The 21,803-nt window shown below is 55.5% G+C and carries 20 protein-coding genes, 2 tRNA genes and 1 pseudogene; 10 read left to right on the top strand and 13 right to left on the bottom strand.

The features are described 5' to 3' along the window. The 6 genes and pseudogenes from WFM46_RS08810 to syd form a co-directional block, all read right to left on the bottom strand. A pseudogene (locus tag WFM46_RS08810) lies at window positions 1–429 on the bottom strand (glucarate dehydratase); the annotation flags it as partial. Between the two features lie 2 nt (window positions 430–431). Next, window positions 432–1,784 (bottom strand): galactarate/glucarate/glycerate transporter GudP, encoded by a 1,353-nt coding sequence (gudP, locus tag WFM46_RS08815; protein WP_103180939.1) that lies wholly within the window; start codon window positions 1,782–1,784, stop codon window positions 432–434. Window positions 1,785–2,268: 484 nt separating this feature from the next. Beyond that, window positions 2,269–2,718, bottom strand: a complete 450-nt coding sequence (locus WFM46_RS08820) for a flavodoxin (protein ID WP_180210545.1) — start codon at window positions 2,716–2,718, stop codon at window positions 2,269–2,271. 3 nt (window positions 2,719–2,721) lie between these two features. Beyond that, window positions 2,722–3,516 carry a tRNA pseudouridine(65) synthase TruC gene (gene truC / locus WFM46_RS08825; RefSeq protein WP_159339802.1) on the bottom strand — a complete coding sequence of 265 codons (795 nt, stop codon included), beginning with the start codon at window positions 3,514–3,516 and terminating at the stop codon, window positions 2,722–2,724. After that, on the bottom strand, window positions 3,513–3,839 hold the full coding sequence (locus WFM46_RS08830) for a YqcC family protein (protein ID WP_103180942.1): 327 nt from the start codon (window positions 3,837–3,839) through the stop codon (window positions 3,513–3,515). The genes truC and WFM46_RS08830 overlap by 4 nt, the downstream gene beginning before the upstream one ends. Before the next feature lie 632 nt (window positions 3,840–4,471). Next, window positions 4,472–5,017 carry a SecY-interacting protein gene (gene syd, locus WFM46_RS08835; RefSeq protein ID WP_103180943.1) on the bottom strand — a complete coding sequence of 182 codons (546 nt, stop codon included), beginning with the start codon at window positions 5,015–5,017 and terminating at the stop codon, window positions 4,472–4,474. A gap of 68 nt (window positions 5,018–5,085) precedes the next feature. Here syd and queF point away from each other — a divergent pair, with 68 nt between their 5' ends. The 5 genes from queF (at window position 5,086) to xni (ending at window position 11,551) form a co-directional block, all read left to right on the top strand. Then, entirely contained in the window at window positions 5,086–5,928 is an 843-nt protein-coding gene (queF, locus tag WFM46_RS08840) for an NADPH-dependent 7-cyano-7-deazaguanine reductase QueF (RefSeq protein WP_103180944.1), read from the top strand. A 116-nt stretch (window positions 5,929–6,044) separates the two neighbouring features. Continuing rightward, a complete protein-coding gene (gene ppnN, locus WFM46_RS08845) occupies window positions 6,045–7,409 on the top strand; it encodes a nucleotide 5'-monophosphate nucleosidase PpnN (protein WP_103180945.1) in 1,365 nt (454 codons plus the stop codon). Window positions 7,410–7,959: 550 nt separating this feature from the next. Next, window positions 7,960–9,249 carry an HAAAP family serine/threonine permease gene (locus WFM46_RS08850; RefSeq protein ID WP_103180946.1) on the top strand — a complete coding sequence of 430 codons (1,290 nt, stop codon included), beginning with the start codon at window positions 7,960–7,962 and terminating at the stop codon, window positions 9,247–9,249. 63 nt (window positions 9,250–9,312) lie between these two features. After that, on the top strand, window positions 9,313–10,680 hold the full coding sequence (locus WFM46_RS08855) for an L-serine ammonia-lyase (RefSeq protein ID WP_159339803.1): 1,368 nt from the start codon (window positions 9,313–9,315) through the stop codon (window positions 10,678–10,680). A 112-nt stretch (window positions 10,681–10,792) separates the two neighbouring features. Further along, the gene (xni, locus tag WFM46_RS08860) at window positions 10,793–11,551 is read left to right on the top strand and encodes a flap endonuclease Xni (RefSeq protein WP_180210541.1); all 759 of its coding nucleotides are present in this window, start codon (window positions 10,793–10,795) and stop codon (window positions 11,549–11,551) included. 91 nt (window positions 11,552–11,642) lie between these two features. Here xni and rlmM read toward each other — a convergent pair whose 3' ends face one another. From rlmM to WFM46_RS08880, 4 genes are all read right to left on the bottom strand, one after another. Continuing rightward, on the bottom strand, window positions 11,643–12,743 hold the full coding sequence (gene rlmM / locus WFM46_RS08865; protein ID WP_103180949.1) for a 23S rRNA (cytidine(2498)-2'-O)-methyltransferase RlmM: 1,101 nt from the start codon (window positions 12,741–12,743) through the stop codon (window positions 11,643–11,645). Continuing rightward, the gene (locus WFM46_RS08870; RefSeq protein WP_039029918.1) at window positions 12,736–13,131 is read right to left on the bottom strand and encodes a DUF423 domain-containing protein; all 396 of its coding nucleotides are present in this window, start codon (window positions 13,129–13,131) and stop codon (window positions 12,736–12,738) included. The genes rlmM and WFM46_RS08870 overlap by 8 nt, the downstream gene beginning before the upstream one ends. A gap of 45 nt (window positions 13,132–13,176) precedes the next feature. After that, window positions 13,177–14,091 carry a glycine cleavage system transcriptional regulator GcvA gene (gene gcvA / locus WFM46_RS08875; protein WP_103180950.1) on the bottom strand — a complete coding sequence of 305 codons (915 nt, stop codon included), beginning with the start codon at window positions 14,089–14,091 and terminating at the stop codon, window positions 13,177–13,179. Between the two features lie 349 nt (window positions 14,092–14,440). After that, window positions 14,441–14,668 (bottom strand): YgdI/YgdR family lipoprotein, encoded by a 228-nt coding sequence (locus WFM46_RS08880; protein WP_039029916.1) that lies wholly within the window; start codon window positions 14,666–14,668, stop codon window positions 14,441–14,443. A gap of 192 nt (window positions 14,669–14,860) precedes the next feature. Between WFM46_RS08880 and csdA the strand changes: the two genes are divergently transcribed. Together csdA and csdE are read left to right on the top strand one after the other, a co-directional pair. Then, the gene (gene csdA, locus WFM46_RS08885; protein ID WP_336997445.1) at window positions 14,861–16,066 is read left to right on the top strand and encodes a cysteine desulfurase CsdA; all 1,206 of its coding nucleotides are present in this window, start codon (window positions 14,861–14,863) and stop codon (window positions 16,064–16,066) included. Continuing rightward, window positions 16,066–16,506, top strand: a complete 441-nt coding sequence (csdE, locus tag WFM46_RS08890; protein WP_103180952.1) for a cysteine desulfurase sulfur acceptor subunit CsdE — start codon at window positions 16,066–16,068, stop codon at window positions 16,504–16,506. The genes csdA and csdE overlap by 1 nt, the downstream gene beginning before the upstream one ends. Here csdE and tcdA read toward each other — a convergent pair. Further along, window positions 16,497–17,303, bottom strand: coding sequence for a tRNA cyclic N6-threonylcarbamoyladenosine(37) synthase TcdA (gene tcdA, locus WFM46_RS08895; protein ID WP_103180953.1), 807 nt, complete (start codon window positions 17,301–17,303; stop codon window positions 16,497–16,499). The two genes, csdE and tcdA, sit on opposite strands and share 10 nt — an antisense overlap. A 70-nt stretch (window positions 17,304–17,373) precedes the next feature. Then, the gene (gene mltA, locus WFM46_RS08900; protein ID WP_103180954.1) at window positions 17,374–18,471 is read right to left on the bottom strand and encodes a murein transglycosylase A; all 1,098 of its coding nucleotides are present in this window, start codon (window positions 18,469–18,471) and stop codon (window positions 17,374–17,376) included. A gap of 207 nt (window positions 18,472–18,678) precedes the next feature. On the opposite strand from mltA, the gene WFM46_RS08905 reads away from it, so the two are divergent. Together WFM46_RS08905 and WFM46_RS08910 are read left to right on the top strand one after the other, a co-directional pair. Then, a tRNA-Met gene (locus WFM46_RS08905) sits at window positions 18,679–18,755 on the top strand. A gap of 34 nt (window positions 18,756–18,789) precedes the next feature. Continuing rightward, window positions 18,790–18,866 (top strand) — tRNA-Met (locus WFM46_RS08910). 103 nt (window positions 18,867–18,969) lie between these two features. Here the strand turns inward: WFM46_RS08910 and amiC are convergent. Then, entirely contained in the window at window positions 18,970–20,223 is a 1,254-nt protein-coding gene (amiC, locus tag WFM46_RS08915) for an N-acetylmuramoyl-L-alanine amidase AmiC (RefSeq protein WP_103180955.1), read from the bottom strand. A gap of 229 nt (window positions 20,224–20,452) precedes the next feature. Between amiC and argA the strand changes: the two genes are divergently transcribed. Further along, on the top strand, window positions 20,453–21,784 hold the full coding sequence (argA, locus tag WFM46_RS08920; protein WP_336997446.1) for an amino-acid N-acetyltransferase: 1,332 nt from the start codon (window positions 20,453–20,455) through the stop codon (window positions 21,782–21,784). The last annotated feature ends 19 nt before the right edge of the window (window positions 21,785–21,803 follow it).

Here is a 21,803-nt window from a genome sequence, read left to right on the forward strand (position 1 = left end):
CGAATCGCGCTGTTTTCCAGGGCCGAGCAGTTCACACACCGGCACGTTCAGCGCTTTGCCGAGCAGGTCCAGCAGCGCCGCTTCCAGCGCCGCCACCGCATTCACCCGCAGTTCAAAGGTCCAGGCACCTTTGCCGAACGTATCGAAATCGGCAGACTGGTTGCCTTTGTGTACGCGCTGCACCACTTTGTTCAGGCGCGCCACCTCCTGACCCACCACCTGCGGAATGGCATCCACCAGGGTCTGGTAGATCACCTCGCCGCCAGGCGCTTCACCTACGCCGGTATTCCCGGCGTTATCGGTCAGTACCACGATATTACGGGTAAACCAGGCGTTATGCGCGCCGCCAATGTTCAGCAGCATACTGTCCTGGCCGGCAACCGGGATAACCTTCATTTCAGTGACGACAGGGCTGGATTGCATACTCATCATCAACGCTCCGTAACAGGTTTCAGCTCGATACGTTTGATATCACCCACCAGGACCAGGTAGCTCAGTACCGCTACCAGGGCATGGATACCGACGTAGATCAGCGCCCCGTTGAACGAACCGGTGGTACCGACAATGTAGCCAATGGCGATCGGGGTGACGATCCCGGAGATGTTGCCGAACATGTTGAACAGACCGCCGCTCAAACCGCTGATCTCTTTCGGCGCGGTATCTGCCATCACCGCCCAGCCCAGCGCCCCGATACCTTTACCGAAGAAGGCCATCGCCATAAAGCCGATAATCATCCACTCTGCGTTCACGTAGTTACACATCACCATCGTCATGGAGAGCAGCATACCCAGCACGATTGGCGTTTTACGGGCGATATTCAACGAGCCAGTACGACGCATCAGCCAGTCGGAAATTACCCCGCCCAGTACACCGCCGACAAAGCCGCAGATTGCCGGAACGGAGGCGACAAACCCGGCTTTCAGAATCGACATGCCGCGCGCCTGCACCAGATAGACCGGGAACCAGGTAATAAAGAAGTAGGTTAAGGCGTTGATGCAGTACTGGCCGAGATAGATCCCGAGCATCATGCGGGAACCCACCAGCTGTTTGATTTGGCCCCATTTCTGGCTGAAGGGGACTTTCGCTTTGCTGCTCGCCTGATCCATGTTGATCAGCGCGCCGCCTGCGGCAATGTAGTCCAGCTCTTTCTGGTTTACGCCGGGATGCTGGTTCGGTTCGTGGATCACTTTCAGCCAGATAAAGCTGATCACAATGCCCAGACCGCCCATAAAGAAGAACACATGCGACCAGCCCACCTCGTGCGTCAGCCAGCCCATGATGGGCGCAAAGATGACGGTGGCAAAGTATTGTGCAGAGTTAAAAATGGAGACCGCCGTTCCCCTCTCCTGAGCCGGGAACCAGGCAGCCACGATTCGGCTGTTGCCGGGGAAGGATGGGGCTTCTGCCAGCCCGACGAGGAAGCGTAGGGTAAAGAGCGCGACAATGATGCCAAAGCCGTTAAAGATATCGACAAAGCCCTGCAGCAGGGTAAACATGGACCAGATGAAAATGGACCAGAAATAGACGCGCTTTGAACCGAAGCGATCCAGCAGCCAACCGCCAGGAATTTGGCCGATAACATAGGCCCATGAAAATGCGGAGAAAACATACCCCATGCCGACCGGATCCAGACCGATATCTTTTGCCATTTCTGAACCGGCAATCGACAGGGTGGCGCGGTCGCCATAGTTGAAGGATGTGACGATAAACAGCATCACCACTATCCAGTAGCGGGCGTTAGTACGCTTTTCAGCGCTGCTCGCCGCTTGGCTTAATGAACTCATTCTTGCACTCCTGAATCATAGCGTTTTCGCTACGTTCATTCTGAACAGCTCAACCGTAGGGTAATCAGAATGACGTGTATGTGTTTTTGCAGTTCGAACATGTAGGTCGTTTCGCCTTACTGACTGCATTTTTATTAACTGGCGGAAAAAGTATAAGAAAGGAACCTGGCCCCTCTCACCGTGCATCAACACAACATTGGCACGGCTCTGTGCGGTTGTTTGTGGCAAAAGCCCAGGACAATGGAAGAGACTTCACGGAAATGAAAACTGCCTGCCCGTAAGGGGGAGGCCAGTGCCAGGGAATAACGGGAGTGTGAAACAGGTCGCTTGACGCAGTGAAAATGCCCGCTAATAACCGCGCTTCAGATGAGGATTTACGGGCGATTGCCCAAAGCTTACTCGATTCAGTTAACTTATACTGGCTGCATGGTCGCTTTGTTAACTGGCAAAGGGTTCTGGCCCTCCGCTCAGGGAGGGCAGGAACTTATTTTAGCAATGTGCCCCACTGTTCAACCCAGGGATTGGATTCGCCTTCCGGCTCAGGGTGTTCAGAGGCGTCAATCATCAGCATCTCACCCACGCGCTGCGCGCTTTGCTCCTGTAACAGAGCGTCGAACAGCTTACCGCCACCGCAGAAATTCGCGTAAGTGCTGTCACCGAGCGCAATAATGCCGTAACGCATTTCCGGCTGATAACCCAGCTTATCTTTAATTCCCTGGAACAGCGGAACAATGCTGTCCGGGAGATCGCCCTGCCCGGTTGTCGAGGTGACCACCAGCGCATACTGGCCCTGATATTTTTCCCAGTCGGCCAGATCGGGATCTTCATAGACCGTGGCTTTATGACCCATGCCTGCCAGAATCGCTTCAGCCTCTTCTGCCACCAGCAGCGAGTTACCGTACATCGTGCCGACAAAAATTCCGATTACCGCCATGTTTTACTCCCTGATTAAACGCTCGTTCCGATCATCCTGAACGTTGGTTACGTCAAACTCAACCCTTTCATTTTCGGGGAGTTGTCCGCGCCATCCAAACTGTGACAACGCCTGCATCCACACCTCGTCCAGCCCGGCCCGGATCGTCAGTGGCTTGCCGGTAAACGGATGGATAAGTTGCAGCTGGCTGGCGTGTAGCATCAGACGATGGCAGCCGAAATGCTCCGCGGCGCTGCGGTTTTGCCGCAAGTCGCCATGCTTGCTGTCGCCGATGATCGGATGGCGAAGATGGGCAAGGTGGCGTCGCAGCTGGTGCTTACGCCCGGTTTTCGGCTCCAGTTCAATCAGACTATAGCGCGTGGTGGGAAACTTACTGGTGGCAACCGGCATTTCAGTGGTCGCCATGCCGCGATAGTCGGTTACCGCGGGCTGCGGGCCTTTGTCGTCGCGGGCATACTTATCGGCAATTTTATCCAGCTCTTCCGTCAGGGGGTAATCGAGCGTGGCGCACTCTGTCAGCCAGCCCCGGACAATCGCATGGTAGCGTTTCTGGATCTGATGCTGCTCAAACTGCTGCGCCAGACGTCGACCGGCCTCGCTGGAGAGCCCCATCAGCAGAACGCCGGAAGTGGGTCTGTCCAGACGGTGGGCAGTGAAGACATGCTGACCGATCTGGTCGCGCACCGTCTGCATCACCACCACTTTTTCATCCCGGTCCAGCCAGCTACGGTGCACCAGCCAGCCGGAGGGCTTATTAACGGCGACCAGCCACTCATCCTGATAGAGGATCTCGATCATGCTTCGTCGCCGAAGAGCGTATCGAGGGCCAGCAGCACGGCCAGCACCGCGTCGCGTGACGGATGGGCAGCGTCCAGCGCCATTTCATAATAGGGCGCCACGGCAAAGCTCTGGGGTAGCGGATGGCCGCTATCGAGCAGTGCATGCATGCGGGGAATGAGGACCCATTGCAGCCACTCAAACGGCTCCAGGGTATCCATACAGAAAGGTTGCGTGCTCTCAAACGCCTCTGGCTGCGGCGCCGTCTCCTGCCACAGCTGATGGTCGCGCAGTAAAGCTTCAATGGCGTGCAGTTGCGCGCGCACGTTGTCGTGATGGGTCATACAAACCTCAACTGAAAATGTGAACGGCGCGCAGCATAGCAAAGACCACGCAGAAATAAAAAAAGGGAGCACTGTAAAAACAGTGCTCCCGGTTCGTTTCGTAGCAATCCAGCTACTTTTAGTGCTCCCTGCTCATCCGTGACAACTTTTCCTCTGACCCTAAGGCCTGGTCTTCCCTTGACCGCTGCATCCTGCGCACATCGTCCTGATGTGACTGCTTCTTCCTGAAGCGTCCTGGTCTTCCTGACCCACCGGACATCTGTACCGGCTCTCATTCTCCTTCCTGGAGGTGTCCTTCAACGCGTCCTGCGTGATCCTCTTGCTTCATCCTGAAGCCTTCCTTGTAGCGTCTTCCTGACGTGTCCTTATTAAGAAACGTCATCATCCTGATGTTCGTTTCTTGTGTCGGCTTCCTGTCGACGGAGATAGAATCCATGATTCCGCTTCGTCTTACAAGGTACTACGTAAGCCAAATTAAAAAGTTTGCGTATCTGTGCTAAGCGTTTTAAAAAGACAAGTCACTGATAAATTAGTGATTATTAAATAGCGGGATGGTTAAAGCATTCAACTAATAAGGGCGATCTCTCACAAACTCTGTAAGAGATCTCTCACACGCGCAGTAGTATGCAGGATTACACGACGGGATGAAGATGATTAAGAAAATCCGCAAGGGAAGCGGAGAGGATCTGACGCTTCTGCGTACCCAGCGTCTCTTTTATCACGTTACCTGTAAGGTTGCAGACAGAGATAACGTCCATTTCACTGTCGAGCGTGGCGATAAACAACGTTGGCGATAGCTTCAGGCGCTTCTGGGTAACAAGGTGCCCAATCAGGTTCTCCTGCACGCGCAGCAGGTCTTCTTCGCTCCAGGTTTGCAGCAGCGTCATCGCTTCATTATCAAAGCGAGCGCACATATCCCCGGCGAACTGTGTGGTATAGAACGCGTGAACCGGAGGTTGTACCACAATGTCCATAGCACGTTCAATGGCTTTTACACTCTGCTCAGCGGTAAACGGCTGCGGCTGCCAGGTCACGGTCTCGCCGGAAGAGGTGATAATGCAGGGTGAAGGCACGCCGTACAGCTCTTCGCTTTGCGGCCATGACGCTTTCTGTTCATGCCAGGCGTCACAGTAACGCGTGGTAAATGCGGTTAACGCAGCAGCAGTCTCTTTATCCACCGGTTTCTCTCTTCATATAAGCCAGGATACACTCAGCCCATAGTTTACCTTTAAAGTGACAATGAAACATGTCTTACGAAAACCATGATGCCTTATCGGGCCTGACGCTGGGCAAAAGCACAGCCTACCGCGACATCTACGATGCCAGCCTGTTGCAGGGTGTGCCGCGCAGCCTCAACCGCGATCCGCTGGGCCTGAAGGCCGATGCCCTGCCCTTCCACGGCGGCGATATCTGGACGCTCTACGAGCTCTCCTGGCTTAACGCCCGCGGTTTACCGCAGGTGGCAGTGGGTCATGTTGAGCTGGATTACACCAGCGTCAATCTGGTGGAGTCCAAAAGCTTTAAGCTCTACCTCAACAGCTTTAACCAGACCCGCTTTGAGAGCTGGGAAGCGGTACAGCGCACTCTGGAGAGGGATTTAAGCGCCTGTGCCCAGGGCAAGGTCACGGTGGCACTCTACCGGATTGATGAGCTTGAAGGCCAGCCCATCGCCCACTTCCACGGCACCTGCATCGACGATCAAGATATTGAGATCGACAACTATCAGTTTGACACCGCGTGGCTGGAAAAGAGTGCCAGCGGCAAAGTGGTGGAAGAGACGCTGGTCAGCCACCTGCTCAAATCCAACTGCCTGATTACCCATCAGCCTGACTGGGGTTCGGTGCAGATCCAGTATCGCGGGGCAAAAATCGATCGTGAGAAGCTGCTGCGCTACCTGGTCTCCTTCCGTAACCACAATGAGTTCCACGAGCAGTGCGTGGAGCGCATCTTCAACGATATTCTTCATTTCTGCCAGCCGGAGGCGCTCAGCGTCTATGCCCGCTATACCCGACGCGGCGGACTGGATATCAACCCGTGGCGCAGCAATACCGATTTTGTTCCTGCCATCGGTCGGTTAGTGCGTCAGTAAAATAAATAAATTCATAATATGCGCGGTATGTTCCGCGCTTTAGGTTGTGAAAGGTCATAAGCCAGGGCTATTGTAATCAACGGGGAAAGACGATAAACGTCCCGTAAGGAGCTCACTTGATTACACATATTAGCCCGCTTGGCTCAATGGATATGTTGTCGCAGCTGGAAGTGGACATGCTCAAGAGCACGGCCAGCAGCGATCTTTATCAATTGTTTCGCAACTGTTCACTTGCCGTTCTGAACTCCGGTAGCCTCACCGACAACAGCAAAGAGTTGCTGTCGCGCTTTGAAAGCTTTGATATCAATGTCCTGCGCCGCGAACGTGGCGTAAAGCTGGAACTGATTAACCCGCCAGAAGAGGCCTTTGTTGACGGGCGCATCATTCGTGCGCTGCAGGCCAACCTGTTTGCGGTCCTGCGCGATATCCTGTTTGTGAACGGCCAGATCAATAACGCCGGTCGTTTTCAGCATCTGAACCTGGAAAGCTCCGTTCATATTACCAACCTGGTCTTCTCTATTCTGCGTAACGCCCGTGCTCTGCACGTGGGCGAAGCGCCAAGCATGGTGGTGTGCTGGGGTGGTCACTCCATTAACGAAACCGAATATCTCTACGCCCGTCGCGTGGGCACCCAGTTGGGTCTGCGCGAGCTGAACATCTGCACAGGCTGTGGCCCGGGTGCGATGGAGGCGCCAATGAAGGGAGCGGCAGTGGGCCATGCGCAGCAGCGCTACAAAGAGGGCCGCTTCATCGGTATGACCGAGCCGTCTATTATCGCCGCTGAACCACCCAATCCGCTGGTTAACGAACTGATCATCATGCCGGACATTGAGAAACGTCTGGAGGCGTTTGTCCGTATCGCCCACGGGATTATCATCTTCCCGGGCGGCGTAGGGACAGCAGAAGAGTTGCTCTATCTGCTGGGCATTCTGATGCATCCGGCAAACCACGATCAGGTGCTGCCGCTGATCCTCACCGGCCCGAAAGAGAGCGCCGACTACTTCCGCGTCCTGGATGAGTTCATTGTGCATACGCTGGGGGAAACGGCCCGTCGTCACTATCGCATTATTATTGACGATGCCGCAGAAGTGGCACGCCAGATGAAAAAGGCCATGCCGCTGGTGAAAGAGAACCGCCGGGATACCGGGGATGCCTACAGCTTTAACTGGTCGATCCGTATTTCGCCCGATCTGCAGATCCCGTTTGAGCCATCCCATGAAAATATGGCTAACCTGAAGCTCTACCCCGATCAGCCGGTTGAAACGCTGGCCGCCGATCTGCGTCGCGCCTTCTCGGGCATCGTGGCCGGTAACGTTAAAGAGGTAGGTATCCAGGCCATCGAGGAGTTTGGTCCCTATAAAATTCATGGCGACCGCGAAATGATGCGCCGCATGGACGATCTGCTCCAGGGCTTTGTCGCTCAGCATCGTATGAAACTTCCGGGCAGCGCCTACATCCCCTGCTACGAGATTTGCGCATAACACCCGTGCCCGGCTGCGTGTCGGGCACCTTCTCACTCTCCCCCGCCGGGAATCGCCTTCAGCCGCCCGGCTTTTTTATTCCCTTCAGCCACATGGCGTGGCTTGAGATATCACCGTAACTTATCTTTTTGCGTTTAGATAACCAAACGCAAACGATTACGTACAATTTCTAAGCGTTATTTATTAGCTACAAACGTCTTAAATCACGAAAAAATCCTCTAAAAACTCACTTTTACAGCGTATGACACCTATATTACCGGGCTCTCAATCACGCTACATATCGTTAATGTTAGCCTTCGCGCCCAGAAATTCGCTGTGATGTTTTATTAGCAGATAAATGGTCTAAAGATATCCACCTCAAAAGTAGATTATTGCATTTGAGATCGGGATCACTGATAGATCCATTACGAAAATGTATCTTTCCGCCCGCCGATAGTTACGGAGAAAAATTATATAAAAACCGTCACTGAGCGAATTTCATATTACGATTAGCCCTTTTTGCATCGAATTTGACCAGAAACCTGACATTAGCTACTTCCTGGAGACACAGATGGAAACCACTCAAACCAGCACCGTTGCTTCGATTGAAACCCGAAGCGGATGGCGTAAAACCGATACCATGTGGATGCTTGGCCTGTACGGCACAGCAATCGGCGCTGGTGTTCTCTTCCTGCCTATTAACGCGGGTGTTGGCGGCTTAATTCCGCTGATCATCATGGCAATCATTGCGTTCCCGATGACCTACTTCGCACACCGCGGCCTGACCCGTTTTGTGCTATCCGGCAAAAATCCGGGCGAAGACATCACTGAAGTGGTTGAAGAGCACTTCGGGATTGGCGCAGGTAAGCTGATTACCCTGCTCTACTTCTTTGCCATCTACCCAATCCTGCTGGTGTATAGCGTGGCTATCACCAACACCGTTGACAGCTTTATGACCCACCAGCTGGGCATGACGCCGCCACCGCGCGCCATTCTGTCGCTGATCCTGATTGTCGGCATGATGACTATCGTGCGCTTCGGTGAGCAGATGATTGTAAAAGCGATGAGCGTGCTGGTGTTCCCGTTCGTTATCGCCCTGATGGTGCTGGCCTGCTACCTGATCCCTCAGTGGAACGGCGCAGCGCTGGAAACCCTCTCCCTGAGCAGCGCGTCCGCCACCGGTAATGGCCTGTGGATGACCCTGTGGCTGGCAATCCCGGTAATGGTCTTCTCCTTTAACCACTCGCCGATCATCTCCTCCTTCGCCGTGGCGAAGCGTGAAGAGTACGGCCAGGGCGCCGAGAAGAAGTGCTCCAGTATCCTGGCTCGCGCTCACGTGATGATGGTGCTGACCGTTATGTTCTTCGTCTTCAGCTGCGTACTGAGCCTCTCCCCGGCGGATCTGGCGGCAGCGAAAGAGCAGAACATCTCGATTCTCTCTTACCTGGCGAACCACTTTAATGCCCCGGTGATTGCCTGGATGGCGCCAATCATTGCCATTATCGCTATCACTAAATCCTTCCTCGGCCACTATCTGGGCGCACGTGAAGGTTTTAACGGTATGGTAATTAAATCTCTGCGTGGCAAAGGTAAGAGCATTGAAATCAACAAGCTGAACAAAATCACTGCGCTGTTCATGCTGCTGACCACCTGGGCGGTTGCGACCCTGAACCCGAGCATCCTCGGCATGATCGAAACCCTGGGCGGCCCGGTCATCGCGATGATCCTGTTCCTGATGCCGATGTACGCCATTCAGAAAGTGCCAGCGATGCGTAAATACAGCGGCCAGATCAGCAACGTCTTCGTTGTGGTTATGGGTCTGATTGCTATCTCCGCTATCTTCTATTCGCTGTTCGCGTAATGCCTCCCGCGCCATCTTCGGATGGCGCAATCTACTCCTCTGACGTAAAGCAACGGACGCATCATGATTAGCGTTTTCGATATTTTTAAAATTGGTATTGGTCCTTCCAGCTCGCACACCGTCGGGCCAATGAAAGCAGGTAAACAGTTCACGGACGATCTTATTGCGCGCGGAATACTGCACGACACCACCCGCGTGGTTGTAGATGTCTATGGCTCCCTGTCGCTGACCGGCAAAGGTCACCATACCGATATCGCCATCATTATGGGCCTGGCGGGCAACCTGCCGGATAGTGTTGATATTGACGCCATCCCGGGCTTTATCCAGGACGTTAACACCCATGGCCGACTGCTGCTGGCCAACGGTGAGCATGAAGTTGAATTCCCGGTTGATCGCTGCATGAATTTCCACGCCGACAACCTGTCGCTGCACGAAAATGGTATGCGCATCACCGCGCTGGCAGGCGACAAGGCGATTTACAGCCAAACCTATTACTCTATCGGCGGCGGTTTTATCGTCGACGAAGACCATTTTGGGCAGCCAGAGAGCGCGCCTGTCGCGGTGCCGTATCCGTATAAAACGGCTGCCGACCTTCAGCGTCATTGCCAGGAGAGCGGCCTCTCCCTCTCCGGCCTGATGATGAAAAACGAGCTGGCGCTACACAGCAAAGAAGAACTGGAACAGCACTTTGCTAACGTCTGGGAAGTGATGCGCGGCGGTATTGAGCGCGGTATCACCACCGAGGGCGTGCTGCCCGGTAAACTGCGTGTTCCACGCCGTGCTGCGGCCCTGCGTCGTATGCTGGTGAGCAGCGATAAAACCACCAGCGATCCAATGGCGGTCGTGGACTGGATCAATATGTTCGCGCTGGCGGTGAACGAAGAGAACGCCGCGGGTGGCCGCGTAGTAACAGCCCCAACAAACGGTGCCTGCGGTATCGTTCCTGCGGTGCTGGCTTATTACGACAAGTTTATCCGCGAAGTAAACGCCAACTCACTGGCCCGCTATCTGCTGGTAACCAGCGCCATTGGCTCGCTGTATAAGATGAACGCCTCGATCTCTGGCGCCGAAGTGGGCTGTCAGGGCGAAGTGGGCGTGGCTTGCTCCATGGCGGCAGCGGGTCTGGCAGAGCTGCTGGGCGGCAGTCCGGCGCAGGTCTGCATTGCGGCAGAAATTGGCATGGAACATAACCTCGGTCTGACCTGCGATCCGGTTGCCGGCCAGGTGCAGGTGCCCTGTATCGAGCGTAATGCCATTGCCTCCGTGAAGGCGGTGAACGCCGCACGTATGGCGCTGCGCCGCACCAGCGAGCCGCGCGTCTGCCTCGATAAAGTGATCGAGACCATGTATGAAACCGGTAAAGATATGAACGCCAAATACCGTGAAACCTCTCGCGGTGGTCTGGCGATGAAGATCGTGACCTGCGACTAAGCCTCAAAAGGAGCCTTGTTTTGCGAGGCTCCTTCCCGTTCTTCCCGCCTCTCGTAGTTTCATTCTGCCGACGGTGTTACCCTTAATCCACTGGATATAAGAGGGATTATCTGTGGCTGTTCATTTGCTTATTGTCGACGCGCTGAATCTTATCCGCCGCATTCATGCGGTACAGGGCACTCCCTGCAAGGATACCTGCCTGCATGCTCTGGAGCAGCTTATTCGTCACAGCCAGCCCAGCCATGCGGTTGCCGTTTTTGACGATGAAGCCCGCAACAGCGGCTGGCGTCACCAGCGTCTGCCGGATTACAAAGCTGGCCGCGCGCCGATGCCGGACGATCTGCACGCCGAAATGCCTGTGATACGCGCCGCCTTTGAGCAGCGAGGGGTTCCCTGCTGGGGTGCTCAGGGCAACGAAGCCGACGATCTCGCGGCGACTCTGGCGGTCAAAGTGGCCAGTGCAGGCCATCAGGCTACCATTGTTTCGACAGACAAAGGCTATTGTCAGCTGCTTTCCCCCACCATTCGCATTCGCGACTATTTTCAGAAACGCTGGCTCGACGCGCCCTTTATCGCCAGTGAGTTTGGCGTATCACCCCAGCAGCTGCCGGATTACTGGGGACTGGCGGGGATCAGCAGCTCAAGGGTGCCGGGCGTGGCGGGCATTGGCCCGAAAAGTGCCGCCCAACTGCTGGCTGATTTTCAGGATCTGGAAGGGATTTACGCCCGTCTGGATGAGGTGCCGGAGAAGTGGCGCAAAAAGCTGGAGGCGCACAAAGAGATGGCCTTTATCTGCCGGGACGTGGCGCGATTGCAGACGGATTTACAGCTAGACGGGAATTTGCAGCAGCTCAGGTTAGAGCGAGTGTGACGTCATGCCCGGTGGCGCTGCGCTTACCGGGCCTACGGGACGAGGGGTGTTGTAGGCCCGGTAAGCGCAGCGCCTCCGGGCATTGTACAGATTACCGCTCGTCGCGACGGCCACCTACGGCAGCCCACCAGCGGCGTACATGCACGGTAACCTCTTCGCGGTCGTGGTACAGCTGACGCGCCTGGATCTCCGCATTGATGCCATGCTCTGCAAGCTGGGTCTGGATGTATGCCAGGTTCTGGGAAACCTCTTCGTAGCGCTTTTTCATCGGCAGCTTGAGGTTGAAAATCGCCTCGCGGCACCAGCCGTTGACCAGCCAGGTAGCCATCAGCGCGGCCACCTTGGCCGGCTTTTCTACCATATCGCACACCAGCCACGAGATGTTATTGCGGTTCGGACGATAGCGGAAACCATCCTCGCGCAGCCAGGTCACCTGGCCTGTGTCCATCAGGCTTTGCGCAATCGGGCCATTATCAATGGAGTAGACCCACATGTTGCGTTTCACCAGCTGATAGGTCCAGCCCCCCGGACAGGCCCCCAGATCCACCGCATACATCCCGTTTGCCAGACGCTCATCCCACTCGTCGGCCGGAATAAAGATATGGAACGCCTCTTCCAGCTTGAGGGTGGAACGGCTCGGCGCGTCGGACGGGAACTTAAGACGCGGGATCCCCATGTAAAACGGCGAATTGTTGGTGGTATAGGAATACCCGGCGTAGCAACAGCCCGGGGCGATAAAGAAGACATGCACCACCGGACGCTTTGGCGTCTCGTAGTTGGTCAGCACGCCGCTGTCACGCAGTGCGGCGCGCAGCGGCACGGTGAATTTGCGGCAGAACTTCATCAGCTCTTTGCTTTCGTTAGTATCGGCCACCTCAACGCGCAGCTCACCGCCCTTCTCCACAACGCCCTGCAGCATACCGGCAATAGGGGTAATACGATCCTCTGGCGGCAGATCCTGCAGCAGCTCACCGGCCACAAACATCTGACGGGCAAAAATCAGCGAGCTGAACGGCAGTTCGCGAACCAGTTTATCGGCATCTTCGGGCTGATAGCATTCGAAAACAACGTAGCCCGCATTCTCTTTCACGCGAGCGAAACCAAAGACTTCACGCTTCGCGGCTTTATCAGTAATTTCCGCGGCACACTCTTTTTCAAAGCCCGGGCGACAATATAAGACAACTTTATTCATGAACAACGCCCTTGCGTTTCAGACGGAACGAACCGATTAACATTAATACCCACCCGACCAGGAAGCTGACGCCGCCCACCGGGGTAACAAACGCCCACAGGCGTAAATGCGACAGCGCAAGGCAATAGAGGCTACCGCTGAACAACACGGTGCCCAGCGCCATAAATACGCTGCTCCAGTAAAACCAGATGCTGATGCGACGCTGCATCGCCACAGCCAGTCCGAAGATTGCCAGGGTATGAAACGCCTGATATTCCAGACCGGTATGGATCCAGCCCATCTCCACCACACCCAGGGATTTGCGTAATACATGTGCGCCAAAGGCGCCCAGCGCAACAAAAATAAAGCCACTCACCGCGGCGAAAATCAGCATAAAACGGCTGGTCATGTTTCTGTCCTGAAGTTATGCGCGCCCTGCACGCAAAAGAAAGTGTTACTCGTACCGAAAGCGGAATTTTTCTTGCTCGTTGGCCGCCTTTGCCAGGATCCACTGGCGAAACGCGGCTATTTTACCCAGTTCTGCCTGACTGTCATGACAAACCAGATAAAATGCGTTCTTGCTGACCAAAACATCATTAAAAGGGCAGACCAGGCGGCCAGCCTCAATTTCGGACTGCGCCATCACGTTGTTTGCCAACGCCACGCCCTGTCCGTGGATGGCAGCCTGTAACACCATCGCACTGTGGCTGAAGATGGGCCCCTGCTGCACATTGATATGGTTAAGACCAAGCTGCCGGGTATACGTTTGCCAGTCGCGGCGAGAAGCATCATGCAAAAGCGTGTGTTGCGCCAGATTGTCCGGCGTTTTTAACGCTTTTTCGCCTGTTAAGAGTAGTGGCGAGCAGACCGGCAGCAAATATTCTGCGTACAATTTTTCAACACGCAGCCCTGGCCAGTTGCCCCGGCCATAAAAAATCGCTACGTCGACATCGTCTGCCAGCTTCTCTTCCTGACGGTCGACCGCCTGGATGCGAACGTCGATTCCCGGATAAGCTGAGTTAAAGCTTGAGAGTCTCGGCACCAGCCATTGAATGGCAAAACTTGGCAATAAACTGACCGTCAGTGCCCCTTTGGCACTGCGCGCCTGCAGCTTACGGGTAGCCTCGGTAAGCTGGGAAAATATCTCTTTGATATCCTGAAAATAGCTCTGCCCCTCTTCCGTCAGAAGCAGGGAACGGTTGCGGCGGCGGAACAGCTTGAGGCCCAGAAAATCCTCAAGAGACTTGATTTGATGACTGACTGCGGCCTGCGTCACAAAAAGCTCATCGGCCGCGCGCGTGAAGCTCAGATGGCGCGCAGCAGCATCAAATACACGTAATGCATTAAGTGGTGGTAATCGCTTGGACATGGTTATCTGGCTTAGATGTTAACGGCTTTTAACAAACAGGAAACAACGTTTAACCTATTAGTTTTTTTTATCTGAGCCATTATAAATTGTCCGTTGAGGAACTACCAGCAAATACCTATAGTGGCGGCACTTCCTGAGCCGGAACGAAAAGCTTTTTTTGGAATGCGTGTTCTGATGGGCTTTTGGCTTACGGTTGTGATGTTGTGTTGTTGTGTTTGCAATTGGTCTGCGATTCAGACCACGGTAGGAAAACTACCACCTTTTCACTTCCTGTACATTTACCCTGTCTGTCCATAGTGATTAATGTAGCACCGCCCAATTGCGGTGCTTTTTTTTGTCTGCTGTATCCTTACTTATTCAGCTCAACCATCTCTTTCACATCACTACGGTTAATCTGCTGTTTATTCCCGTTAGCATCCTTATACGAGATCATGCCGGTATCATTATCAGTTTGCGGCTTACCTTCTGATACGATAGAGCGGCCATCGTTAGTGTGCATGACATAGTTGTTGCCAGAACAGGCGCTCAGGGCAAAGGTAAGCATACAGGCAGAGGCGATTGCGATAGTCTTTTTCATTTTCTTCTCCTTCAGCAATTAATGCTATTTCAAGCGTGTTTATTAACAGGCTAAGACATTCTCCTGACTCTATTTCAGCATAACCTGCTTCGTCTGTTGCGCCAGGATAAACAGACAATTCCGATAGAGATCAACCTTCTTGCCCTGCTGCGGAATTTGCGCGACGATCTCATCATCACGAAGAGGAATTCCATGAACGCATTCAGCCCTGCCCATTTTCGCGCCCAGTTTCCGGCCCTGGCCGATGCCGGTGTCTATCTTGATAGCGCTGCGACAGCCCTTAAGCCTCAGGCAGTGATTGAGGCCACCAACCAGTTTTACAGCCTGAGCGCTGGCAATGTGCATCGCAGCCAGTTTGCCGAGGCGCAGCGCTTAACCGCACGCTATGAAGCGGCGCGCGATCAGGTTGCCCGTCTGCTTAACGCTGAAAGCGGCAAAAATATTGTCTGGACGCGGGGCACCACCGAAGCCATCAACATGGTGGCGCAATGTTATGCCCGCCCGCGCCTGCAGCCGGGCGATGAGATTATCGTCAGCGAGGCGGAGCACCACGCTAATCTCGTGCCGTGGCTGATGGTGGCCGAACAGACCGGCGCAAAGGTGGTTAAGCTCCCGATTGGCACAGACTGCCTGGCGGATGTGGCTCGCCTGCCTGAGCTGATCACCCCGCGTAGCCGCATTCTCGCGCTCGGGCAGATGTCCAACGTCACCGGCGGCTGCCCGGATCTGGCCCGCGCCATCCGCCTCGCCCATGAGAGCGGGATGGTGGTGATGGTGGATGGCGCCCAGGGTGTGGTCCACTTCCCGGCGGACGTACAGCAGCTGGATATCGATTTCTATGCCTTCTCCGCACATAAGCTATACGGTCCTACCGGTATTGGCGCACTGTACGGCAAAGCGGCGCTGCTGGAGGAGATGACCCCGTGGCTCGGCGGCGGCAAGATGATCACCGAGGTGACTTTCGAGGGCTTTAAAACTCAGCAGGTGCCTTATCGTCTGGAAGCCGGGACGCCAAATGTCGCAGGCGTCATTGGCCTGAGCGCGGCGCTGGAGTGGCTGGCGGATATCGATCTGCAACAGGCAGAGAGCTGGAGCCGCGGGCTGGCAACGCTGGCGGAAGAGGCGCTGAAACAACGCCCCGGTTTTCGCTCCTTCCGGGTACAGGATTCGAGCCTGCTGGCATTCGATTTTGCCGGGGTTTATCACAGCGACATGGTGACGCTGCTGGCGGAGTATGGCATTGCCCTGCGCGCCGGCCAGCATTGCGCCCAGCCGCTGCTGGCGGCGCTGGGCGTCAACGGCACGTTGCGCGCCTCGTTTGCTCCCTATAACACCCAAAGCGATGTCGACGCGCTGGTTGCCGCCGTCGATCGCGCTCTAGCTTTACTGGTGGATTAATGACAAGCCCAACCCTGGCCGGACATCCGTTCGGCACCGTCATCACTGAAGAGACGTTAAAACAGACCTTTGCCCCGCTGACCCAGTGGGAAGACAAATATCGCCAGCTGATCCTGCTGGGCAAACAGCTCCCTGCGCTGTCCGATGAACTCAAAACGCAGGCGAAAGAGATCCCCGGTTGCGAGAACCGCGTCTGGCTTGGCGTTACAAAAATTGGGGATAAGCTGCATTTTTATGGCGACAGCGAAGGACGGATTGTTCGCGGCTTGCTGGCCGTGCTGCTGACGGCCATTGAGGGGAAAAGCGCCGCGCAGATCCTGGAGGAGAACCCGCTGGCGCTGTTCGATGCGCTGGGGCTACGCGGCCAGCTTAGCGCCTCGCGCAGCCAGGGGCTGGCTGCGCTCAGTGACGCGGTACTGGAAGCGGCACGTCAGGCCTGACGTTCCGCCTTCGCCATCATCTTTTTCAGCGCATGAGAGACGGCGATAAAACCAAAGCTCGCGGTCACCATCGTGGCCGCGCCAAACCCGGAGGCACAATCCATCCGTTTTGGCCCTTCCGCACTGCTTTTCATGGCGCAGACTGAACCGTCCGCCTGCGGATAGACCAGCGCTTCCGTTGAAAAGACGCAGTCGATGCCGAGCTTGCCTTTGCTGTTTTTCACCACGCCAAAATCGCTTTTCAGACGCTCGCGCAGCTTGGCCGCGAGCGGATCCTGAATGGTTTTCGCCAGGTCCGTCACCTGGATCTGCGTCGGGTCGATCTGCCCGCCCGCGCCGCCGGTGGTCACCAGCGGCACTTTATTGCGGCGACACCAGGCGATCAGCGCCGCTTTCGGGCGCACGCTGTCGATGGCGTCAATCACGTAGCTGTAGCCAGCTCCCATATACTGCGCCACGTTATCGGCGGTCACAAAATCATCAATGACGGTGACGCGACACTCCGGGTTGATCTGGCGAATGCGATCCGCCATCACCTCTGACTTCGCCAGCCCGACGCTGTCGCGCAGGGCGTGGATCTGCCGGTTAGTGTTGGTGACGCAGACATCGTCCATGTCGATAAGCGTAATGGCGCCGATCCCGGTTCGTGCCAGCGCTTCCGCTGCCCATGAGCCGACGCCGCCAATGCCGACCACGCAGATGTGCGCATCGGCAAACAGTTGCAGGGCTTTTTCACCATATAAACGTGCGGTGCCACCAAAACGCTGGCGCCAGGCTTCGCTCATTACCACAGACATAAGACCTCAGATGTAAAAAGGGTGAGAGTTACCCCTCACCCCGGAAAACATAGCGTCAATATTACCACACTCAGCCGCTAAAGACGTTGCCCGTACTTGCAGCGGTTTTCAGCACCCACACGCGGCCGTAATGGTTATACCAGCCCGCGCGGTGGCCGGCATCGGCGCCAATGCCCTGATAGATATCAAAGTGCTGGCCTTTAATCGCGCCACCCACATCCAGCGCCACCATCAGGCGCAGCTCGTACTGGCCGCTGAATTTGCCTTCGTTATTCAACAGCGGGACTTCGGCCAGCAGCGTGGTACCCGGCGGGATCACTGTCTTGTCAGAGGCGACCGACGCGCGGCCAATCAGCGGCACCGCACTGGCGCCTTTCACCGGGGCAAAGTTTTGCGGTTTGAAGAAGACAAACGACGGGTTCTGCTCAAGCAGCTCACGCACTTCATATTCGCTGTGCTTCTCGCCCCACTCGCGGATCGCCTGCATCGACATATCTTCGCGTTTCACTTCTCCGCGATCGATCAGCACTTTACCGATACTGCGGTAGGCATGGCCGTTTTTACCCGCATAGCTGAAGAAGTTAAGCGGGCTGCCGTCGCCAAAATCGATATAGCCGCTGCCCTGCACATCCATGATGAAGTTATCCATCAGCGAGTTGCTGTAAGCGAGGACATAGTTGTCGCTCAGCGCGCCCGAGTAGATTTCGGCCCGGGACGGCAGGCGGCCACGTTTTGGCGGCATGCGGTAGATAGGGTATTTGAACTCACCCTGAGCGGTATGGCGGGCTTGTACCACCGGGGTGTAGTAGCCGGTAAACTGGACGTTACCGTAGTTATCGGTGCCCTCCATCTGCCAGGCATCAATGCCGAACTGGCGCATGGTGCGGGTATCGCCCCCGGCGCGTAGCCAGTCCTGTACTGCGTTATAGACGGCGTTCTGCGAGCCATACAGCCGCGGCGATGCGGTGCGGATCTGGCTTACCTGCTCCGCGAAGTCACCGCCATTGATGGGTGCACCCACGGCATCCGGCTGGTTTACTAAAGAGAAAGGCTGGGTCAGTTTCCCGTCTTTATATTGCTGACCGCGATCGGTCGGTTTGGAGGAACAGGCGGCGAGGATTGCTACCATTGCGCCTGTCATCAGATACTTCGCCCAACGTCCTTTCATATATCCCATCTTCAAGTTGCCCCATTCTGCGCAACGAAGATAACAAACCGGCAAAGGTATTGAAATGCGATTGCCTCCCCTTAGGCAAATTTTGCGTAAAAAACAGCCAAATCGACGGCAGAGCAGGCAATTCAACGTCTAATTTGGTGATTTTTACGAAAAAGGGTTGCAACAAAAAGTCAGCAGAGTATAGTGCGCATCCACGGACGCGGGGTGGAGCAGCCTGGTAGCTCGTCGGGCTCATAACCCGAAGGTCGTCGGTTCAAATCCGGCCCCCGCAACCAATTAAAATTTGATGAAGTACAAGCAGTACGGTGACGCGGGGTGGAGCAGCCTGGTAGCTCGTCGGGCTCATAACCCGAAGGTCGTCGGTTCAAATCCGGCCCCCGCAACCAACACTTCTTAAAACAATAAACACCCTTCCGGGTGTTTTTTTGTTTTTGTCGTCAGCCCACCCGTAGGCCCGCGCAGGCGCAGCGCCGCCGGGCAGTGTTGATCTTATCCGCGTCTCGCCAGCGTCGCCCCGTCAGAGAAATAGGCTTTAATCCCCGCCAGTATCGACTCCGCCACTTCCTGCTGGAACTTAGCCGTTTTAAGTTTGCGCTCCTCTTCCACGTTACTGATAAAGGCGGTTTCCACCAGAATCGACGGGATGTCCGGCGCTTTTAACACCGCAAATCCGGCCTGCTCGACGCTGTTCTTATGCAGCTTGTTCACATGCCCGAGCCTGCCCAGCACCGCTTTACCAAACTTCAGGCTGTCGGTAATGGTCAGCGACTGGACCATATCGAACATGGTGTGGTCGACGTAGCGATCGCCGCTCCGCCCTACCCCACCGATAAGGTCGGAGGCGTTCTGGGTATCGGCAAGATAGCGTGCTGCGGTACTGGTCGCCCCTTTGGTGGAGAGGGCAAACACTGATGACCCGCTGGGCTGGCGACTGGTAAAGGCGTCCGCATGGATAGAGATGAAGAGATCCGCACGTTGCTTTTGCGCTTTCGCCACACGCACTTTTAACGGAATAAAGACATCTTCGTTGCGCGTCATGTAGGCGCGCATGTTGCCTTCTCTGTCGATCATCGCCTTCAGGCGACGGGCGATTTGCAGCACCACATCTTTTTCCCGGGTCCGGTATTTGCCTACCGCGCCGGAGTCCTCGCCGCCGTGCCCCGGATCGAGCATGATCACAATCGGACGATCGCGTCCCGCTTTGCCGGGCTGCGGGCCGCTTTGCGCAGGCGGTACCTGTTTTTCCAGATCGCCTTTGTTGTAATCTTCCAGCAGGGCCAGCAGCGGATCCTGAATATCGGTCGCGTTGGCAGGATAGAGATCCATAACCAGACGTTCTTTAAAACCGGCCACCGGTGCGAGGGCAAACAGCTGTGGTTTGACGTTCTGCTTGAGCTCAAACACCATGCGCACGGTTTTCGGATCAAACTGCCCTACCCGCGCGGATTTGATGAAGGGATCGTCGCCGCGGATCTGGGCGCTCATTCCTTTCAGCACCGAGTTAAGATTTACGCCTTCGATATCCACCACCACCCGCTCCGGGTTGCTCAACGCGAATTGCTTATAGTTCAGCACCCGGTTTGACTCGACCGTCACGCGCGTATAGGTCGAAGACGGCCAGACGCGCACCGCAACAACCTGGCTGACAGCGGCAAACCCGACCTGACTGACGCTAAGCAACCACATTGCTCCGGCCCCTTGTAACAGGCGACGACGACTTAATGCTTTACTGGATCCCGACATGCTTCTCCCGAGCAAAGATATCGAATAACTTTTCATAACGTCCAAATTGACCGAAAACTTTAACGAATGATGCATAACCTGTCATCCCTAAAAGGGTAAACAATCATGCGTTAACGATAACTTAGCTGAATCTTTTCTTTGCTTCGCAGAAAATTTTGGCTTGCGCATAGAGCGATAATCGAATAAAAATACAAAAATTACGAATAAACATTCATTAAGGGGTTGTGCCGTGGTGAAGGAACGTAGAATCGAACTGGTCCAGGGATTCCGCCATTCTGTTCCCTATATCAACGCCCATCGGGGAAAGACGTTTGTCGTCATGCTGGGTGGCGAAGCCATTGAGCATGAGAATTTCTCCAGTATTGTCAATGACATCGGCCTGCTGCATAGCCTGGGTATTCGTCTGGTTGTCGTGTATGGCGCTCGCCCGCAGATCGAGGCGAATCTGGCCGCGCATCATCACAAGCCGATCTACCACAAACATACCCGCGTCACCGACGCTAAAACGCTGGAGCTGGTTAAGCAGGCCGCCGGTCTGCTGCAGCTGGACATCACCGCGCGCCTGTCGATGAGCCTTAACAACACCCCGCTGCAGGGGGCGCATATTAATGTGGTCAGCGGTAATTTTATTATCGCCCAGCCGCTCGGCGTGGATGATGGCGTGGATTACTGCCACAGCGGACGTATTCGTCGTATTGATGAAGAGGCAATCCACCGTCAGCTCGATGGCGGCGCGATTGTGCTGACCGGCCCGGTGGCCGTCTCTGTCACGGGCGAAAGTTTCAACCTCACCTCCGAAGAGATTGCCACCCAGCTGGCGATCAAGCTGAAAGCAGAAAAAATGATCGGCTTCTGCTCCTCGCAGGGGGTGATGAACGAGCTCGGGAATATTGTCTCTGAGCTGTTCCCTAACGAGGCTCAGGCACGCGTCGATGCCCTTGAGGCGCAGGGGGACTACTACTCCGGTACCGTGCGTTTTCTGCGGGGCGCAATCAAAGCCTGCCGCAGCGGCGTGCGTCGCAGCCATCTGATCAGCTATCAGGAAGATGGCGCCCTGCTGCAAGAGCTCTTCTCCCGCGACGGTATCGGGACGCAGATTGTGATGGAGAGCGCCGAGCAGATCCGTCGCGCCACCATCAACGACATCGGCGGCATTCTGGAACTCATCCGCCCGCTGGAGCAGCAGGGGATCCTGGTGCGCCGCTCCCGCGAACAGCTGGAGATGGAGATCGACAAGTTCACCATTATTCAGCGCGATAACCTCACCATCGCCTGTGCGGCGCTCTACCCCTTCCCGGAAGAGAAGATCGGTGAAATGGCCTGCGTGGCGGTACATCCGGATTACCGCAGCTCATCGCGCGGCGAAGTGTTGCTGGAGCGGATCGCCCTCCAGGCGCGGCAGATGGGGCTGAGCAAGCTGTTTGTGCTGACGACCCGCAGCATTCACTGGTTCCAGGAGCGGGGTTTCACGCCGGTGGATATTGATTCGCTGCCGGAAACCAAGAAAGAGATGTACAACTACCAGCGCCGTTCAAAAGTGCTGATGGCGGACCTGGGATAACGGTCATCACCCACAGGCC

This window comes from Leclercia sp. M50 (assembly GCF_037150775.1).
Lineage (GTDB): Bacteria > Pseudomonadota > Gammaproteobacteria > Enterobacterales > Enterobacteriaceae > Enterobacter.